This window comes from Formosa sp. A9 (assembly GCF_051200825.1).
Taxonomy (GTDB): Bacteria; Bacteroidota; Bacteroidia; order Flavobacteriales; family Flavobacteriaceae; genus Formosa.
The window spans coordinates 1,755,712-1,771,481 of the sequence record NZ_CP195158.1 but is presented as its reverse complement, the minus strand read 5'-3'; the positions used below and the strand labels follow the sequence as shown (position 1 = coordinate 1,771,481).

Below are 15,770 nucleotides of genomic sequence, written 5' to 3'. Positions count from 1 at the left end.
CACATTAGCTCCCTTTATTGTAAGATTCAAAAATGTTATACATTGAATAAGAAATGCATAACATCGCCATCTTTTACGATGTAATTTTTTCCTTCAACACGCATTTTCCCAGCTTCTTTAACTTTCGATTCGCTACCATAGGCTACGAAATCGTCGTAAGCGATTACTTCTGCTCTAATAAACCCTTTTTCGAAATCGGTATGAATTACGCCTGCAGCTTGTGGTGCAGTCGCACCTATATCGACTGTCCAAGCACGCACCTCTTTAACACCTGCTGTAAAATAAGTTTGCTGATTTAATAATTTATATGCCGAACGAATTAACTTTGAAGATCCAGGCTCATCTAAACCGATGTCTTGTAAAAACATTTGACGCTCTTCGAAGTCGTCTAACTCATTAATATCGGCTTCCGTACCAACTGCCAACACTAAAACTTCTGCATTCTCGTCTTTCACCGCTTCTTTCACCTGCTCTACATAAGCATTCCCTGTATTGGCAGAACCTTCATCTACATTACACACATACATTACTGGTTTTGCAGTAATAAATTGAGAAGGCGCTACAAATTCGTTGTATTCGTCTTCTTCAAACGCTACAGCTCTAATCGAAACACCTGCTTCTAAATTCGATTTTATTTTCAACAAACAAGCTTCTTCTTTTTGTGCTTCTTTATTTCCTGTCTTTGCAGCACGCTTTACTTTTTCAAGTTTTTTATCTACAGTTTCCAAATCTTTTAACTGCAATTCCATATCGATGGTTTCCTTATCACGAATCGGATTCACATTCCCATCTACATGCACAATATTATCATTATCAAAACAACGCAGCACGTGCAATATAGCGTCTGTTTCTCTAATATTAGCCAAGAATTGATTTCCCAAACCTTCACCTTTACTTGCACCTTTTACCAAACCAGCAATATCTACAATTTCTACGGTTGCAGGAATAACACGCTCTGGATTAACTAACGATTCTAGCTTTTGAAGTCTTGGATCTGGTACATTTACCACACCAATATTAGGCTCGATAGTACAAAACGGAAAATTTGCACTTTGCGCCTTAGCATTAGACAGACAGTTAAATAAAGTTGATTTTCCTACGTTTGGTAATCCTACTATTCCAGCTTTCATTTTTATTACAAAGAATTATATTAAAGTTTAAACCACACTTGGTTTTAGCGATTGCAAATGTAAGTAATTATCTGAAGTTATAACATAAAAAAATCCCGAGGAAAACTCGGGATTTCAATTTTATTTACAGCTTCAAATTAATGACCATCTGGGTGCATAAAGCGCTGTTTACCTAACAATTCTTCTTCTGTCTCTTCATGATCTTCGTCTGGAACACAACAATCTACTGGACAAACCGCAGCACACTGTGGCTCTTCATGAAACCCTTTACACTCGGTACATTTATCTGGAACAATATAGTAAATCTCGTCGCTTACAGGCTCTTGTGCTTCATCGGCATCTACTTCTTTACCGTTTGGCAACACAACATTACCTTCTAAACTTGTTCCGTCTTTATATCTCCAATCGTCTGCACCTTCATATATTGCAGTATTTGGGCACTCTGGTTCACAAGCCCCACAATTTATACATTCGTCTGTTATAATAATTGCCATAGCATTTTCTTTTTCTAACTTTGTCGAACAAAAATAAAGCCAAAACCTTTCATAACCAAATTAGAAAATGAATTTACAGCAAAGAATTGATGCTTTTGTTAAACTAGGTGATTTTTTAAGTCAGTTTAACGCCACTAAAATTCAACAAAAAGACACTGTGCTTTTTAACGATTTGTTTTTCGATACGTTTAAACATCAACTCAAGTTGGCGCAAGAGCACAATGGTTGGTTTAACCAGGACAATCTTTTATTTGCTATATCTGGCTGGGCTAAATCGCTTACAGAAAGCAACCTTAACCAATGGCTAGAACAGTATAACTTTAAGGATGAATCATTAAAAACGATTGCTATTATTATGGCTGGTAATATTCCGTTAGTTGGGTTTCACGACTTTCTTTCGGTATTAATTTCTGGACATCGTGTTTTGGTTAAACAATCGTCTAACGACAAACACCTTCTTCCCATCCTGGCTAAATACCTAGAATATGTAGAGCCTGAATTTAAAGGAAGAATTACATTTACAGACGAAAAACTAAACAATTTTGACGCTGTAATAGCAACAGGCAGCAACAACACCGCCCGGTATTTCGAATATTATTTTAAGGACAAACCTGCGATTATTAGAAAAAATAGAAACTCCATTGCTGTGCTTACAGGAAATGAAAGCATGGAAGAATTGGAAGGATTGGCCGACGATATTTTTAGATATTTTGGCTTAGGCTGCCGCAGTGTTTCTAAACTTTTTATTCCTAAAGATTATCAGTTCGACAATTTTTTTCAAGCCATGTACAAATGGCACGAAGTCATTCACGACCAGAAATATGCCAATAATTACGATTACAATAAAGCCGTGTATTTAATGAGTGAATTTGATATGCTGGAAAACGGGTTTTTAATGATTAAAGAAGACGACAGTTTTGCCTCGCCTATTGCCACCGTTTTTTACGAGTACTACAACGATATAGTTGAGCTAAAAACCACTTTAAATTCCAAAAAAGAGCAAATACAATGTATTGTTTCTAAAGAGTTTACGAATAACGAAATTGTTTTCGGAGATACCCAAAACCCTAAGCTTTGGGACTATGCAGACAATGTAGATACTATTGATTTTTTATTAAGCATTTAGCATAAAAATTATTAATTTTATAACATAAAATCATCAATTAATTAGCACCTTTGTACTTATCATAAAATTATCGACACAATGAAAAAACACAATTTTAGCGCAGGTCCCTGCATTTTACCTCAAGAAGTTTTACTTAAAGCATCGGAAGCCGTTATCGATTTTAATAATAGTGGTTTATCTTTAATCGAAATTTCGCACAGAAGCAAGTCTTTTGTAGATGTAATGGATCACGCTAGCGCCTTAGCATTAGAGCTTTTAGGTCTTGAAGGCAAAGGCTACCACGCCCTCTTTTTACAAGGCGGGGCAAGCACGCAATTTTTAATGGCTGCGTATAATTTATTAGAAAATAAAGCTGGATATTTAAATAGTGGTACATGGAGCGCAAAAGCCCTTAAAGAAGCCAAATTATTTGGTGAAGTTATAGAGGTTGCTTCATCTAAAGATGCTAATTACAATTATATCCCTAAAGGATTCGATATTCCTTCAGATATAGATTATTTCCACTGTACCTCTAACAACACTATTTTCGGAACTCAAATTAAAGAATTCCCTAACAGTCCCGTGCCAATGGTATGCGACATGAGTAGCGATATTTTTTCTAGAACTCTAGATTTTTCAAAATTCGATATCATATACGCTGGCGCTCAAAAAAACATGGGCCCTGCTGGTACAACTCTTGTTGTGGTTAAAAAAGATGTCTTAGGAAAAGTATCTAGACAAATCCCATCAATGTTAGATTACGCCGTACATATAGACAAAGAAAGTATGTTTAATACACCTCCTGTTTTTGCTGTGTACACCTCTATGTTAACTTTAGAATGGTTAAAAAATCTTGGCGGAATTGCTGCTATAGAAGAAGAAAACGAGAAGAAGGCAAAATTAATGTATTCAGAAATAGACCTAAATCCATTATTTAAAGGTTTTGCAGCAAAAGAAGATCGCTCTAATATGAACGCAACTTTTAACTTAACAGACGAGTCGTTAAAAGACACTTTTGAAACCATGGCCAAAGAAGCTGGCATGAATGGCATAAATGGCCACAGAAGTGTTGGTGGCTACAGAGCTTCAATGTACAATGCACTGCCTTTAAGTAGCGTAGCAGCTTTAGTTGAAGTAATGAGTGAACTAGAACGAAAAGCTTAAAATAAATTAATCAATATAAAATCTTAGTCATTAATTTGACGATAAACTTATGAAAGTATTAGCAAACGACGGTATTTCTCAAAGTGGTATAGATGCCTTAACCAAAGATGGTTTCGAAGTTTTAACCACTACCGTAGCACAAGAACAATTAGCCAATTATATTAACGAAAACAATATTGTTGTTTTACTTGTACGTAGCGCAACAACTGTACGCAAAGATTTAATAGATGCTTGCCCTAGCCTAAAAATTATAGGCCGTGGTGGTGTTGGTATGGATAATATTGATGTTGCCTATGCAAGAGAAAAAGGGTTACATGTTATTAATACACCTGCAGCATCATCGCATTCTGTAGCCGAATTGGTTTTTGGACATCTTTACGGTTTAGCCCGTTTTTTACATAACTCTAATAGAGAAATGCCTTTAGAAGGCGACAGCAATTTTAAAGGCTTAAAGAAAGCCTACGCCAAAGGAACCGAACTAAAAGGAAAAACTTTAGGTGTTTTAGGTTTTGGACGCATTGGTCAAGCTACAGCTAAAGTTGCTTTAGGCGCTGGCATGAAAGTGGTCGCTTTCGATCCTTTTATTGAAAAAGTGAATTTAGAATTAGATTTTTTCGATGGGCAGAAAGTAAATTTCGATATCAAAACTATCTCTAAAGAAGAAGTCCTAAAACAAGCCGATTTTTTAACATTACACGTTCCTGCTCAAGATGGTTACGTTATTGGTGAAGCCGAATTTAAATTAATGAAAGACGGTGCCATTTTAGTTAACGCTGCTCGCGGTGGTGTGGTAGACGAACTTGCTTTAGTTAAAGCTATAGAAAGTGGTAAAATAGCGAGAGCTGCTCTAGATGTTTTCGAAAAAGAACCAAAACCAGAAATGGGCTTATTAATGAATCCTTCGTTATCGTTAACACCGCATACAGGTGCCGCTACAAACGAAGCTCAAGACCGAATTGGCACAGAGCTAGCACAACAAATTAGTAGTATTTTACTATAAAAACACGACCTTTCGGGGTTTAAACATATTAAAGTCTTAACATAACCGTTAAGACTTTTTTCGTATCTTGAAAACAGATACATTTTAATCAATAAAACCATATAACCATGTCGGGAATTTTAGATTTATTAAACAGTGATTTAGGAAAAAGTTTGGTAAGCGGTGTTGCAGGACAAACTGGCCAAGATCAAAACAAAACTAACAATTTATTAGGTATGGCATTACCTGTATTAATGCAAGCCATGAACAGAAATGCCAGCACTCCAGAAGGTGCACAAGGACTTCAAAACGCATTAGCAAATAAGCACGACGGCAGCATTTTAGACGACTTAGGAAGCTTCTTTCAAGGTGGCGTAGATAACGATGTTATAAATGACGGAAGTAAAATTTTAAATCATGTTTTAGGTCAAAAACAAAATAATGTCGAACAAGCATTAAGTCAAAAATCAGGTATCGATGCCAATAGTGTTTCACAAATACTAAAAATGGCAACGCCTTTACTTATGGGCTATTTAGGCAAACAACAACGCTCTAATAACGTTAGTAATTCAAGCGATTTAACAAGCATGCTTGGTGGTTTATTACAAAGTAATTCTAGTGGCCAAGAACAAAACTTTTTAACCTCTATGCTAGACGCCGATGGCGACGGAAGCATTGTAGACGATGTTGCAGGAATGTTTTTAGATAGCAATAAAAATAAAGGCGGACTTTCTGGTATGCTAGATAATTTTTTAAAATAACAGCTAAACCTTTCTGTTTAAAACAATAATTGAAAAAGCCGAATCAACACGATTTGGCTTTTTCTTTTAATTTTTTAATTGCATAAAAAAATTGTAACTTTAAGTAAATGGAATTGTTATGAGATCGTTTTTTTTGTTTTTAATTATAGTAGTATGTATTGTAGGCTGCAATGCCAACAAGCCCACTGTTGCCCAGAACAACACAATACAAGAAACAACTACTACAGAAAACGACACCGTAAGAATTGAAAATGACAGCTTAGAATACCAAATTATCATAATTGAACCAGGTTTTAATACTTGGCTAGTTTCAACCGCACGACCAGAAGGTTATTACGAACAGCAATACCTAGAAAGCCGAAACATTATTATGGTAAACGAATGGAACAATCGTGTAATTACCCCTACCCGTTTCGATCCTAATCTATACGAAATACAAATTGACTACAGGCCAAACATAGATTATGGCTACGAAGTAAATTACAAGCTTTACAACTACTTCATCTACTTTCAATTAAAATACAATCAGCGATTGTCTAGCTTTGTTCCTAGAATTTAATTTATATTTGCAGCGAATAACATTAAAGCAAACCATAAAGATGTTTAAAGGGTTGGTATTCGACACAAAAATCGAAGTTTATACTCCAAGAGCATTTTAAATACATATGGAAAAATTTAAACAAACTTGGCAAATCACAAAAAATTGGCAATTACTGTTTCCCTTTGTAGGCTTACTCTTAGTACTCTATAGCGGATATAAAATTTCGACTGCTATTTTTAAAACAAATTCGACGGCCATAATTTTACTATCTACATTAATTTCAAGCTTTTTGTTATTAAAATTCTTCTTGTTTTTATTTAAAAAATTAGAACACAAATGGGTTTTAAACTATAAATGGGAAATGATTCGCGTTTTTATGGTGTTCGCTTTTACCGGCTCGTCGTCGGTTTTTGTTGGCAGACCTATTATTAAATGGCTTGGTATAACCCAAGAAAACCTGAACCCTGCTTTATATTGGGTGCTTTATGTACTTTTAGGAATTATATTTTATCAGATTTTATTAGTATGCTTTGGCTGGTTATTTGGTCAGTTTGAGTTTTTCTGGAATTTCGAAAAGAAAATGCTAAGGCGTTTTGGCTTAAAAATTTAAAAGGTTTGACAGAACTGCAATTCAAAAATACAACACGTAAACTTACCGCTTATGCTTTGGTTTTAGCTTTGCTAATTCCAACATTTGTAAAGTTTACCCATGTTTTTGAAGATCATGTTCACGAAGTTTGCCTTGGCGAAAAACAAACCCATTTACATACTGCCGATGTGGATTGCGAATTTTATAAATTTCAATTAAATCATCATTTTACCATTCCGTTTAACACCACGGAAGTATATATTCCCGAAGAAAATTTTCAAATTATTTTATCTCAGTACTTCTTTTTAAGTACATTTCAACAGCTACATTTTTCACTTAGAGGACCTCCTTACCTTGTTTAAATAAACCGATATAAACTAAACAATATCAGTATTTTAACTATTTAAACACAAAATAAATGAAATCATTTTTGACTATCATATTATGTTTGTGCCTACCCCCTATGTTAATGGCACAAAACATAATACAAGGCCGTGTTACGGACACAGCCAACAACACAGGCATTGCATTTGCAGATGTCTATTTTCCGCAACTAGACAAAGGCACCATTACCGACGAAAACGGTAATTTTACTATAGATAAATTACCCAATGGTACTTACAAATTTGTATGCTCCATTATGGGCTACGAAAGTTACTCGGAAGATTTAACCATCCCTTTTAACACACCAATTTCTATTACATTAAAAGCTTCGGCCATAGAAATGGAAGAAATTATAGTATCTACACCTTTTCATAAATTACAACGCGATAATGTTATGAAAGTTGAACATGCCAATGTTTCCGAATTAAAATCTGCTGGCGCAGTTACTTTAGCCGATGGTATTAGTAACATTGCTGGTGTAGAAAATATTTCTACAGGAGTAAGTATAGGAAAACCCGTAATCCGCGGGCTAAGTTCTAACCGCGTTCTTGTTTACACCCAAGGCGTTCGTTTAGAAAACCAACAATTTGGAGACGAGCACGGCTTAGGCATAAACGATGCCGGTATAGAGAGTGTAGAAGTTATAAAAGGTCCTGCTTCTTTACTTTATGGTAGCGATGCTTTGGGTGGTGTGCTATATCTAAACCCTGAAAAATTTGCCCAACAAGACGAATCGCACGGCGATGTATCTGGTACTTACTACAGCAATACACTAGGATACAGTACCAATGCCGGGTTTAAAACCTCTGGAAACAATTTTAAATTTTTAATACGAGGTAGCCTTGCCGAACATTCCGATTACGATACCGAAGATTACAGAGTTACCAATACGCGGTTTAGAGAGCAAGATTTAAAGGCTGGTCTAGGCTATCAGGGCACGCATTTTAAAACCGAATTGCGCTATAATGTAAACGCTTCTAAATTAGGTTTACCAGAAGACATTGGCATACAATCTACCCAAAAAACACCTTTATTACCGTATCAACAAATAAACAATCACGTATTAAGTTCTAAATCTAATATTTTCTTTAAAGACTCTAGTTTAGATATTAATCTCGGATTTTTATATAACGACCGAAAAGAGTTTGAAGAACATCACCATCACGACCACGACGATGAAGATGAACATGACGACCATGAAGATGATCACGATCATGATCATGACGACGAAGCCGAACACGATGAGCATGAAGAAGATGAAGAATTGCACCCTGCTCTACACATGAAATTAAAAACTTTTAATTACGATGTAAAATACCACATGCCAACTTTTGGGAAATTCGAAACGATTGTTGGTGTACAAGGCATGCACCAAGTAAACACGAATTATGGCGAAGAAACCTTAATCCCGAATGCCACAACAAACGATATTGGTGTTTTAGCGACTTCGCATATTCATTTTGAAACAATCGACGTGCAATTAGGCGCCAGATTCGACAACAGGACTATCGCCACGGAAACCGATTTAAACCGATCGTTTAACAGCTTTAATGGCGCAGCAGGATTTAAGGCGAATATATTCAAAAACACGTCTTTACGCCTAAATGTAGCTACTGGTTTTAGAGCACCTAATTTGGCCGAATTAACATCTGATGGCTCGCACGAAGGGACAAATCGTTATGAAATTGGAAATCCAGATCTTAATAACGAACAAAACATCCAAACCGATCTTGCTTTAGAGTTTAAAAACGATCATTTTGAAGTGTTTGCTAACGGATTTTATAATAAGGTAAACAACTACATCTACTTATCGCCTAATGGCGAATTCATAAACGACGATCCTGTGTACCTCTATTTACAAGACGATGCAGCACTTTACGGAGGAGAATTCGGATTACACATTCACCCACATCCTTTAGACTGGTTGCATTTTGAGAGCAGCTTCGAAACAGTTACAGGAAAACAAGATAATGGTGGTTATTTACCATTAATACCAGCCAACACCTTGAAGAATACTGTAAGAGTGGAGTTTGAAAACAACACCTTTAAAAAGGCATTTGCTTTTATTAAATTGAATTCGGTTTTTGATCAAAACCATGTTAGTGAAAACGAAACTACAACCCCAGCTTACAATTTATTAAGTGCAGGTGTTGGTAGCAATTTTAAAGTGTTACACAATATGTTGTCGTTAAACGTTACGGGCACGAACTTAACCAATAAAACGTACATCAGTCATTTATCAAGACTAAAACCTGACGGTATTTACAATATTGGTAGAAACGTAGCAGTGACCGTGAAATATACCTTGTAAGAGTGATGAGACTGCCTAAAAGTTAATCTTTCGTCAATCTGAATTTATTTCAGATTCCCACAACTATTGATTTTAACATAGTGAGATTCTGTTTCACCTGCCTACCACTATAGGTAAGAGCACAACGTGATGCATTACTAAACTTTTTAGACGGTCTTCATTTTCTTTTTTATTCATTTAACTTTACATATGAAATCATCAAGAATTCATTCTATAGATGCCCTTCGTGGCCTGGTTATGTTAATTATGTTATTAGATCATGTTCGGGAACGTTTTTTTTACCATGTTCCCATTACAGATCCTTTAAATATTAACGAAATCGACACAAGCTTATTTTTTACAAGATATTTAGCACATTTTTGTGCCCCAGTATTTATTTTTCTTACAGGAATATCTGCTTGGCTATACGAGCATCCTAGAAACAGTAATAGTAAACGATCTGCAAGTTCTTTTTTGTTTAAACGTGGATTATTTTTAATTGTATTAGAAATTACCGTTATAAACTTATCTTGGTTTGGTAACTACAATACGCTTTACCTCCAAGTAATTTGGGCCATTGGTATATGCATGGTTTGTTTATCGGTATTTGTAAAACTTCCCAGAATTTGGAGTGGTATAATTGGACTTATTATTATTTTAGGCCATAACGCATTAACTCCTATTCAATTTGCCGCTTCAGAAATTGGCTATTCCCTTTGGGCAATTTTACACGATAGAGGTATAATTTTAGATAATGCATTTCTAAAGATAAAAGCGTCTTACCCAGTATTACCGTGGATTGGACTTATTTTAGTAGGATATTATTGTGGCGAAATCTATAATAAAAACATCAGCGTAAAAAAACGGCAGCAAATTTTAATTTCTGCAGGAACAATTTGCCTAATCACTCTATTAGTTTTAAGAGGATTAAATATTTACGGAGAAACTCTGGCTTGGGTAAATTATGGATGGGACATTAAAAGCCTGATGTCTTTTTTAAATTTCACCAAATACCCTCCTTCATTAGATTTTCTACTTATTACTATTGGAGTATCTAGTTTTATTTTATCGTGGTTTGAAGATTTGCCAGCTAAAAGCCTAAACATTTTAAAAACGTTTGGGTCGTCCCCAATGTTTTTTTACGTTGTGCATCTTTATATTTTACTGATACTCTATAAAATTGCCTCGTGGCGCTTCAAAACATCGGAAGACACGTATTGGGGAGTGGATTATTTATGGCAAATTTGGTTATTGACTATAATTTTAGCTTGTGTCCTGTATTTTCCAACTAGACAATTTTCGAAATTCAAACAGGAAAGCACATCAAAATTGATTAAATATTTTTAGGGTTTTAACCCACAAAAAAAGAGGCTGAATGTTTAAACCTATCAGCCTCTTCCTTTTTTATAATTTTATGATTTGTTAAGCCTTAACCATTTCTTTTTTAGCATTGAATACATACGTGTAAAACCACATTAAAGTAAACGTTGGTATAATGTCTAGTCCAGGGATGGCTTCTTCAATAAATGAAATTGTTGCAGCGACTTTTCCCTGTTGACCTTTATACATTTTGGTCATAATCCATGCCGAAGCTGGCGCCCAAATTACATCGGTAAACTCCCCTATTCCAGGAATGGCAAAACTTAAGCAACCTATTAAATCTAAAAAGATACTTAAAACTAATTTTTTATAACGAGTCGGTTTTTGTGCTTTCATGTTTTAAATGTTTAAGTATCTAAAATCAAGAAACATACCACAACTAAAACTATGACAAATTTTCGCTAATTAGCTTTAAAAACTCATTCCGGGTTTCTATTTTTTCAAACTGGCCCCTAAAACCCGAGGTTGTGGTAACCGAATTTTGCTTTTGTACCCCTCGCATCATCATACACATGTGGCTAGCTTCAATAACAACCGCTACACCTTGTGGTTTTAATGTATCGTTTATACAATCTAAAATTTGTTCGGTAAGTCGTTCCTGTACTTGCAATCGTCTTGCAAACACATCTACTATCCTTGGTAATTTACTTAACCCAACGATTTGCCCGTTAGGGATGTAAGCTATATGCGCTTTCCCGAAAAACGGTAATAAATGATGTTCGCACAGCGAATACAATTCAATATCCTTCACAATTACCATTTCATTATACGACTCTTTAAACATGGCTCCTTTTAAAATTTCGGCGGCATCCAAATCGTAACCTTGGGTTAAAAACTGAATGGCTTTAGAGGCACGCTCGGGGGTTTTTAACAAGCCTTCTCGCGTAGCATCTTCACCAACCTGCTTAATAATACTTTTATAGTGGCTCTTAATTTCGTCTGTAGTTTTTAAATGATATTCCTCGTAGTGTTTATATGGCATTGTATTAAAGTTTTTATTAAACGCATGGTAACAGCGTTATTTTTGTAAAGGTACAATTTAATAAAGAAAGTCTATTGCATCTATTAACAGGTAATTTTGTAGGATCGCAAAGAAAGTATTACTTTAATCGGCTCAATTAAACCACATGATTCAAGCAAAAAACATTCATAAATATTACGACGATTTTCATGTTTTAAAAGGAGTGAATCTTCATATAAAAAAAGGCGAAATTGTCTCGGTGGTTGGTGCTTCTGGTGCAGGAAAAACTACACTTCTTCAAATTTTGGGTACTTTAGATGCACCTTCAAAAAAACAAGCCTTTGAACTTAAAATAAACGGCATAGACGTACAGGCTTTAAAAGAAAAAAAATTAGCACAGTTTAGAAACGAGCATATTGGGTTTATTTTTCAGTTTCATCAGTTATTACCCGAGTTTACGGCCTTAGAAAATGTTTGTATTCCGGCTTATATTAAAGGTACGAAACCGGAAATTGCGGAACCTAGAGCTAAAGAATTATTAGATTTTTTAGGTTTATCGCACCGTTACAATCACAAACCAAGCGAGCTTTCAGGTGGCGAGCAACAACGCGTTGCTGTTGCCAGAGCTTTAATTAACAACCCCAGTTTAATTTTTGCCGACGAGCCTTCAGGGAATTTAGATAGCGAATCGGCCGAGCAATTACATAATTTATTTTTTAAGTTGCGCGAAGAATTCGGTCAGACTTTTGTTATTGTAACGCACAACGAAGATTTAGCTAATCTAGCCGACAGAAAATTAGTGATGGTTGATGGTAATATAAAAGCGTAATATGCATACGTTTATAGACATTACAACATTATTTATTCAGTTTTTATTGAAACCTAATTGTTACGACAAAACGTGGTTTAAAAATTACAGTATTATAAAAGTCTTTGTTGTCGCACTAATTTGGTCTTTTATATTAAATTTTGGATTTACCATAGTGTTTTCAATTTTAGACATCTTACAAATAATAAATTTTGAAGATCATGCCAACACAAAACTTTTCGAAGAATTTCCGCCCTATGCAATAGTACTACTAGGTGTTGTGGCAGCCCCAATATTTGAAGAACTCATATTTAGAGCACCAATCCCCTTGTTTTGCAGGTTTACAAAATGGTTTCCTCTTATATTCTACATATTTGCTTTTACTTTTGGTGCGGTACATATTACCAATTTCGAAATTACCAGAAATGTATTAATTCTAATGCCAATATTGGTTGCGCCACAAATACTAATAGGTTTATTTTTAGGAGTTATCAGATTGCAATTTGGTTTACTTTACTCCATGTTATTTCATGCCATTTATAATGGGATACTAATCATTCCCGCAGTGCTTTTAATGTAATTATGAATACACACGATTTAAAAGATTTTTTAAACGAAAAAGTTGAACTTTACAACAATCCAAAATTTATTGAGACCGATCCTATTCAAGTTCCACACGCTTTTACCAGAAAAGAAGATATAGAAATTTCGGGGTTTTTAACAGCGACTATAGCTTGGGGCAATCGTAAAAGTATTATTAATAATGCCAAGCATATGATGGAGCTTTTAGACCATGCACCTTTCGATTTTATCATCAATCATTCGCAATCGGATTTAGAAGCGCTAACACCCTTTGTGCATCGTACTTTTAATGGCGACGACTTCATTCAATTCATTGAAAGTTTAAATAATATATACATGAATTACAATGGATTAGAAGATGTATTTTCAACTAATACTTTAAATGAAAATTTACAATTCAGCATACATAAATTCAAGTCTATTTTTTTCGAAATAGACCATTTATCCCGGACTCAAAAGCACATTAGCGACCCTTTAAAAAACTCTGCTGCTAAGCGCATTAATATGTTTTTAAGATGGATGGTTAGGCAAGACCATGCTGGTGTAGATTTTGGAATTTGGAAAAGTATTTCTCCTTCACTTTTATCTTGTCCGTTAGATGTGCATTCTGGTAATGTAGCTCGAAAATTAGGCTTATTGACAAGAAAACAAAATGATGCCAAAGCATTAACGGAATTAGACCATCATTTAAGAGAAATAGACCCAATTGACCCTGTAAAATACGACTTTGCTCTATTCGGCTTAGGCGTTTTTGAAGGGTTTTAAGGTAAAAAAAAACGTCACTCAATAAGAATGACGTTTTTCTGATATTTATTTTTAAACAATTAGATATTAAACACTTGCGCTTTGCAAAAGTTTATTTCGCAATATTTACAGCTCTTGTTTCTCTAATTACCGTAACTTTTACTTGCCCTGGATAAGTCATATCCGTTTGAATTTTCTGAGAAATATTAAACGACAAATCTGCTGCATGTTGGTCGTTTACCTTTTCGCTTTCAACAATAACACGCAGTTCTCTACCCGCCTGAATTGCATAAGCCTTTTTAACACCTGTAAAACCAAAAGCAATATCTTCTAAATCTTTTAAACGTTGGATATAACTATCTAACACTTGACGTCTTGCTCCTGGTCGTGCACCAGATATCGCATCGCAAACCTGTACTATTGGAGCTAGAAGCGATTTCATTTCAATTTCGTCGTGGTGGGCTCCAATAGCGTTAATCACATCGTCTTTTTCGCCATATTTTTCAGCCCATTGCATTCCTAAAATAGCGTGAGGTGTTTCCATATCGGCTTCGGCATCTGGCACTTTACCAATATCGTGCAATAAGCCTGCACGCTTAGCTAATTTAGGATTTAATCCTAATTCTGCAGCCATAATACCACATAACTTCGCAACCTCGCGAGAGTGTTGTAATAAATTCTGACCATAAGACGAACGATACTTCATACGTCCTACAACCTTAATTAACTCTGGATGTAAATTATGAATTCCTAAATCTATAACGGTACGTTTACCAACTTCTATAATTTCTTGCTCGATCTGCTTTCTGGTTTTCTTCACGACCTCTTCGATACGTGCTGGGTGAATACGTCCATCGGTTACTAATTTATGAAGCGATAAACGCGCTACCTCGCGACGCACAGAATCAAAACACGATAAAATAATAGCTTCCGGAGTATCGTCTACTATAATTTCTACACCTGTAGCAGCTTCAATGGCACGAATATTACGACCTTCACGACCAATAATTCGTCCTTTAACGTCATCAGATTCAATATTAAATACAGACACACAGTTGTCTACGGCTTCTTCTGTACCAATACGTTGAATCGTGTTAATAATTACTTTTCGAGCCTCTTGTTGTGCTGTAAGTTTAGCTTCTTCTAAAGTATCTTGAATATAGGCTAAAGCATCGTTTTTAGCTTCGCCCTTAAGCGATTCTATTAATTGAGATTTTGCTTCTTCGGCCGATAAACTAGAAATCACTTCCAATTGTTCTATTTGCCCCTTATGCAAACGTTCTATTTCTTCTTGCTTCTTATCTAAATAGTCCATACGCTGATTGTAGTCGTTAGATTTCTTTTCTAACTCAGCGTTTAATTTTTTACTTTTAGATAATTCGTTAGATACCTGCGACTCTTTATCACGAGTACGTTTTTCGGCATCTGCCATTTTTTTATCGCGGGCTAAAATTACTTTTTCATGCTCCGATTTTAGCTCTATAAATTTTTCTTTTGCTTGTAAGATTTTGTCTTTTTTAATAGACTCGCCTTCATTGTTCGCATCTTTAATAATTTTTTCGGCTTCTGATTTCGCTCCAGAAATTACTTTTGATGCATTGTTTTTCTCTAATGTCTTGGCTATGATAAAGCCGATAATTACGCCTAATAGCGTTCCTCCTGCAATTAATATAATTGAGTTATCCATGTTCAGTTAGTATTAATAATATATATAAAAAAAGCCTGTACCGGCAGATGATTTTGTATAAACTCCTTAAAAACAAGTTTAGGGCTAACAAGCTGATCAAGGATCCGTTCTAGACGGCTTGCTTTTACAACTTAAACTCACCCTCTTTAAAGAATTAACGTTGAGTTTATC

General features: G+C 35.2%; 17 protein-coding genes and 1 other RNA gene. 12 read left to right on the top strand and 6 right to left on the bottom strand.

Going from position 1 to position 15,770, the window contains the following annotated elements; genetic code table 11:
* Positions 1-35: 35 nt before the first annotated feature.
* Together ychF and ACR9EA_RS08065 are read right to left on the bottom strand one after the other, a co-directional pair.
* A complete protein-coding gene (ychF, locus tag ACR9EA_RS08070; protein WP_435139475.1) occupies positions 36-1,130 on the bottom strand; it encodes a redox-regulated ATPase YchF in 1,095 nt (364 codons plus the stop codon).
* A 137-nt stretch (positions 1,131-1,267) separates the two neighbouring features.
* Positions 1,268-1,624: a 4Fe-4S dicluster domain-containing protein gene (locus ACR9EA_RS08065; protein ID WP_435139473.1), complete on the bottom strand. Its 357-nt coding sequence runs from the start codon at positions 1,622-1,624 to the stop codon at positions 1,268-1,270.
* Positions 1,625-1,691: 67 nt separating this feature from the next.
* Here ACR9EA_RS08065 and ACR9EA_RS08060 point away from each other — a divergent pair, with 67 nt between their 5' ends.
* From ACR9EA_RS08060 to ACR9EA_RS08020, 9 genes are all read left to right on the top strand, one after another.
* Positions 1,692-2,750, top strand: a complete 1,059-nt coding sequence (locus tag ACR9EA_RS08060; protein ID WP_435139471.1) for an acyl-CoA reductase — start codon at positions 1,692-1,694, stop codon at positions 2,748-2,750.
* Between the two features lie 78 nt (positions 2,751-2,828).
* Positions 2,829-3,893, top strand: coding sequence for a 3-phosphoserine/phosphohydroxythreonine transaminase (gene serC, locus ACR9EA_RS08055; protein WP_435139469.1), 1,065 nt, complete (start codon positions 2,829-2,831; stop codon positions 3,891-3,893).
* 49 nt (positions 3,894-3,942) lie between these two features.
* Positions 3,943-4,893, top strand: coding sequence for a D-2-hydroxyacid dehydrogenase (locus ACR9EA_RS08050; protein ID WP_435139467.1), 951 nt, complete (start codon positions 3,943-3,945; stop codon positions 4,891-4,893).
* 107 nt (positions 4,894-5,000) lie between these two features.
* Positions 5,001-5,633, top strand: coding sequence for a DUF937 domain-containing protein (locus ACR9EA_RS08045; RefSeq protein WP_435139465.1), 633 nt, complete (start codon positions 5,001-5,003; stop codon positions 5,631-5,633).
* Between the two features lie 118 nt (positions 5,634-5,751).
* Positions 5,752-6,192 (top strand): DUF6146 family protein, encoded by a 441-nt coding sequence (locus ACR9EA_RS08040; protein ID WP_435139463.1) that lies wholly within the window; start codon positions 5,752-5,754, stop codon positions 6,190-6,192.
* 106 nt (positions 6,193-6,298) lie between these two features.
* On the top strand, positions 6,299-6,784 hold the full coding sequence (locus ACR9EA_RS08035; RefSeq protein ID WP_435139461.1) for a DUF6787 family protein: 486 nt from the start codon (positions 6,299-6,301) through the stop codon (positions 6,782-6,784).
* Between the two features lie 5 nt (positions 6,785-6,789).
* The gene (locus tag ACR9EA_RS08030) at positions 6,790-7,125 is read left to right on the top strand and encodes a hypothetical protein (protein ID WP_435139459.1); all 336 of its coding nucleotides are present in this window, start codon (positions 6,790-6,792) and stop codon (positions 7,123-7,125) included.
* A gap of 107 nt (positions 7,126-7,232) precedes the next feature.
* Complete coding sequence (locus tag ACR9EA_RS08025; protein WP_435139457.1) at positions 7,233-9,458, top strand: TonB-dependent receptor; 2,226 nt, start codon at positions 7,233-7,235, stop codon at positions 9,456-9,458.
* A gap of 189 nt (positions 9,459-9,647) precedes the next feature.
* Positions 9,648-10,784, top strand: a complete 1,137-nt coding sequence (locus ACR9EA_RS08020; protein ID WP_435139455.1) for a DUF1624 domain-containing protein — start codon at positions 9,648-9,650, stop codon at positions 10,782-10,784.
* Between the two features lie 75 nt (positions 10,785-10,859).
* Here the strand turns inward: ACR9EA_RS08020 and ACR9EA_RS08015 are convergent, their stop codons facing one another.
* The gene (locus ACR9EA_RS08015) at positions 10,860-11,153 is read right to left on the bottom strand and encodes a hypothetical protein (protein WP_435139453.1); all 294 of its coding nucleotides are present in this window, start codon (positions 11,151-11,153) and stop codon (positions 10,860-10,862) included.
* Between the two features lie 49 nt (positions 11,154-11,202).
* Positions 11,203-11,799: a GTP cyclohydrolase I FolE gene (folE, locus tag ACR9EA_RS08010; RefSeq protein ID WP_435139451.1), complete on the bottom strand. Its 597-nt coding sequence runs from the start codon at positions 11,797-11,799 to the stop codon at positions 11,203-11,205.
* A 145-nt stretch (positions 11,800-11,944) separates the two neighbouring features.
* On the opposite strand from folE, the gene ACR9EA_RS08005 reads away from it, so the two are divergent.
* Genes ACR9EA_RS08005 through ACR9EA_RS07995 form a run of 3 tightly spaced genes read left to right on the top strand, consistent with a single transcriptional unit; the run spans position 11,945 to position 13,933 of the window.
* Complete coding sequence (locus tag ACR9EA_RS08005; protein ID WP_435139449.1) at positions 11,945-12,607, top strand: ABC transporter ATP-binding protein; 663 nt, start codon at positions 11,945-11,947, stop codon at positions 12,605-12,607.
* A 1-nt stretch (position 12,608) separates the two neighbouring features.
* Positions 12,609-13,166 (top strand): CPBP family intramembrane glutamic endopeptidase, encoded by a 558-nt coding sequence (locus tag ACR9EA_RS08000; RefSeq protein ID WP_435139447.1) that lies wholly within the window; start codon positions 12,609-12,611, stop codon positions 13,164-13,166.
* A 2-nt stretch (positions 13,167-13,168) separates the two neighbouring features.
* Positions 13,169-13,933 carry a TIGR02757 family protein gene (locus ACR9EA_RS07995; RefSeq protein WP_435139445.1) on the top strand — a complete coding sequence of 255 codons (765 nt, stop codon included), beginning with the start codon at positions 13,169-13,171 and terminating at the stop codon, positions 13,931-13,933.
* A gap of 91 nt (positions 13,934-14,024) precedes the next feature.
* Here the strand turns inward: ACR9EA_RS07995 and rny are convergent, their stop codons facing one another.
* Complete coding sequence (gene rny / locus ACR9EA_RS07990; protein WP_435139443.1) at positions 14,025-15,599, bottom strand: ribonuclease Y; 1,575 nt, start codon at positions 15,597-15,599, stop codon at positions 14,025-14,027.
* A 59-nt stretch (positions 15,600-15,658) separates the two neighbouring features.
* Positions 15,659-15,765: non-coding RNA, 6S RNA (ssrS, locus tag ACR9EA_RS07985), on the bottom strand.
* Between the last annotated feature and the right edge of the window lie 5 nt (positions 15,766-15,770).

Bases quoted from the DNA above. Each gene is read 5' to 3' on its own strand.
- ACR9EA_RS08040 (WP_435139463.1), top strand. From the start codon at position 5,752: ATGAGATCGTTTTTTTTGTTTTTAATTATAGTAGTATGTATTGTAGGC.
- ACR9EA_RS08045 (WP_435139465.1), top strand. From the start codon at position 5,001: ATGTCGGGAATTTTAGATTTATTAAACAGTGATTTAGGAAAAAGTTTG.
- ACR9EA_RS08065 (WP_435139473.1), bottom strand. From the start codon at position 1,624: ATGGCAATTATTATAACAGACGAATGTATAAATTGTGGGGCTTGTGAA.
- ychF (WP_435139475.1), bottom strand. From the start codon at position 1,130: ATGAAAGCTGGAATAGTAGGATTACCAAACGTAGGAAAATCAACTTTA.
- ACR9EA_RS08000 (WP_435139447.1), top strand. From the start codon at position 12,609: ATGCATACGTTTATAGACATTACAACATTATTTATTCAGTTTTTATTG.
- ACR9EA_RS08060 (WP_435139471.1), top strand. From the start codon at position 1,692: ATGAATTTACAGCAAAGAATTGATGCTTTTGTTAAACTAGGTGATTTT.
- rny (WP_435139443.1), bottom strand. From the start codon at position 15,599: ATGGATAACTCAATTATATTAATTGCAGGAGGAACGCTATTAGGCGTA.
- folE (WP_435139451.1), bottom strand. From the start codon at position 11,799: ATGCCATATAAACACTACGAGGAATATCATTTAAAAACTACAGACGAA.
- ACR9EA_RS08035 (WP_435139461.1), top strand. From the start codon at position 6,299: ATGGAAAAATTTAAACAAACTTGGCAAATCACAAAAAATTGGCAATTA.
- ACR9EA_RS08020 (WP_435139455.1), top strand. From the start codon at position 9,648: ATGAAATCATCAAGAATTCATTCTATAGATGCCCTTCGTGGCCTGGTT.
- ACR9EA_RS08025 (WP_435139457.1), top strand. From the start codon at position 7,233: ATGGCACAAAACATAATACAAGGCCGTGTTACGGACACAGCCAACAAC.
- serC (WP_435139469.1), top strand. From the start codon at position 2,829: ATGAAAAAACACAATTTTAGCGCAGGTCCCTGCATTTTACCTCAAGAA.
- ACR9EA_RS08005 (WP_435139449.1), top strand. From the start codon at position 11,945: ATGATTCAAGCAAAAAACATTCATAAATATTACGACGATTTTCATGTT.
- ACR9EA_RS08015 (WP_435139453.1), bottom strand. From the start codon at position 11,153: ATGAAAGCACAAAAACCGACTCGTTATAAAAAATTAGTTTTAAGTATC.
- ACR9EA_RS07995 (WP_435139445.1), top strand. From the start codon at position 13,169: ATGAATACACACGATTTAAAAGATTTTTTAAACGAAAAAGTTGAACTT.
- ACR9EA_RS08050 (WP_435139467.1), top strand. From the start codon at position 3,943: ATGAAAGTATTAGCAAACGACGGTATTTCTCAAAGTGGTATAGATGCC.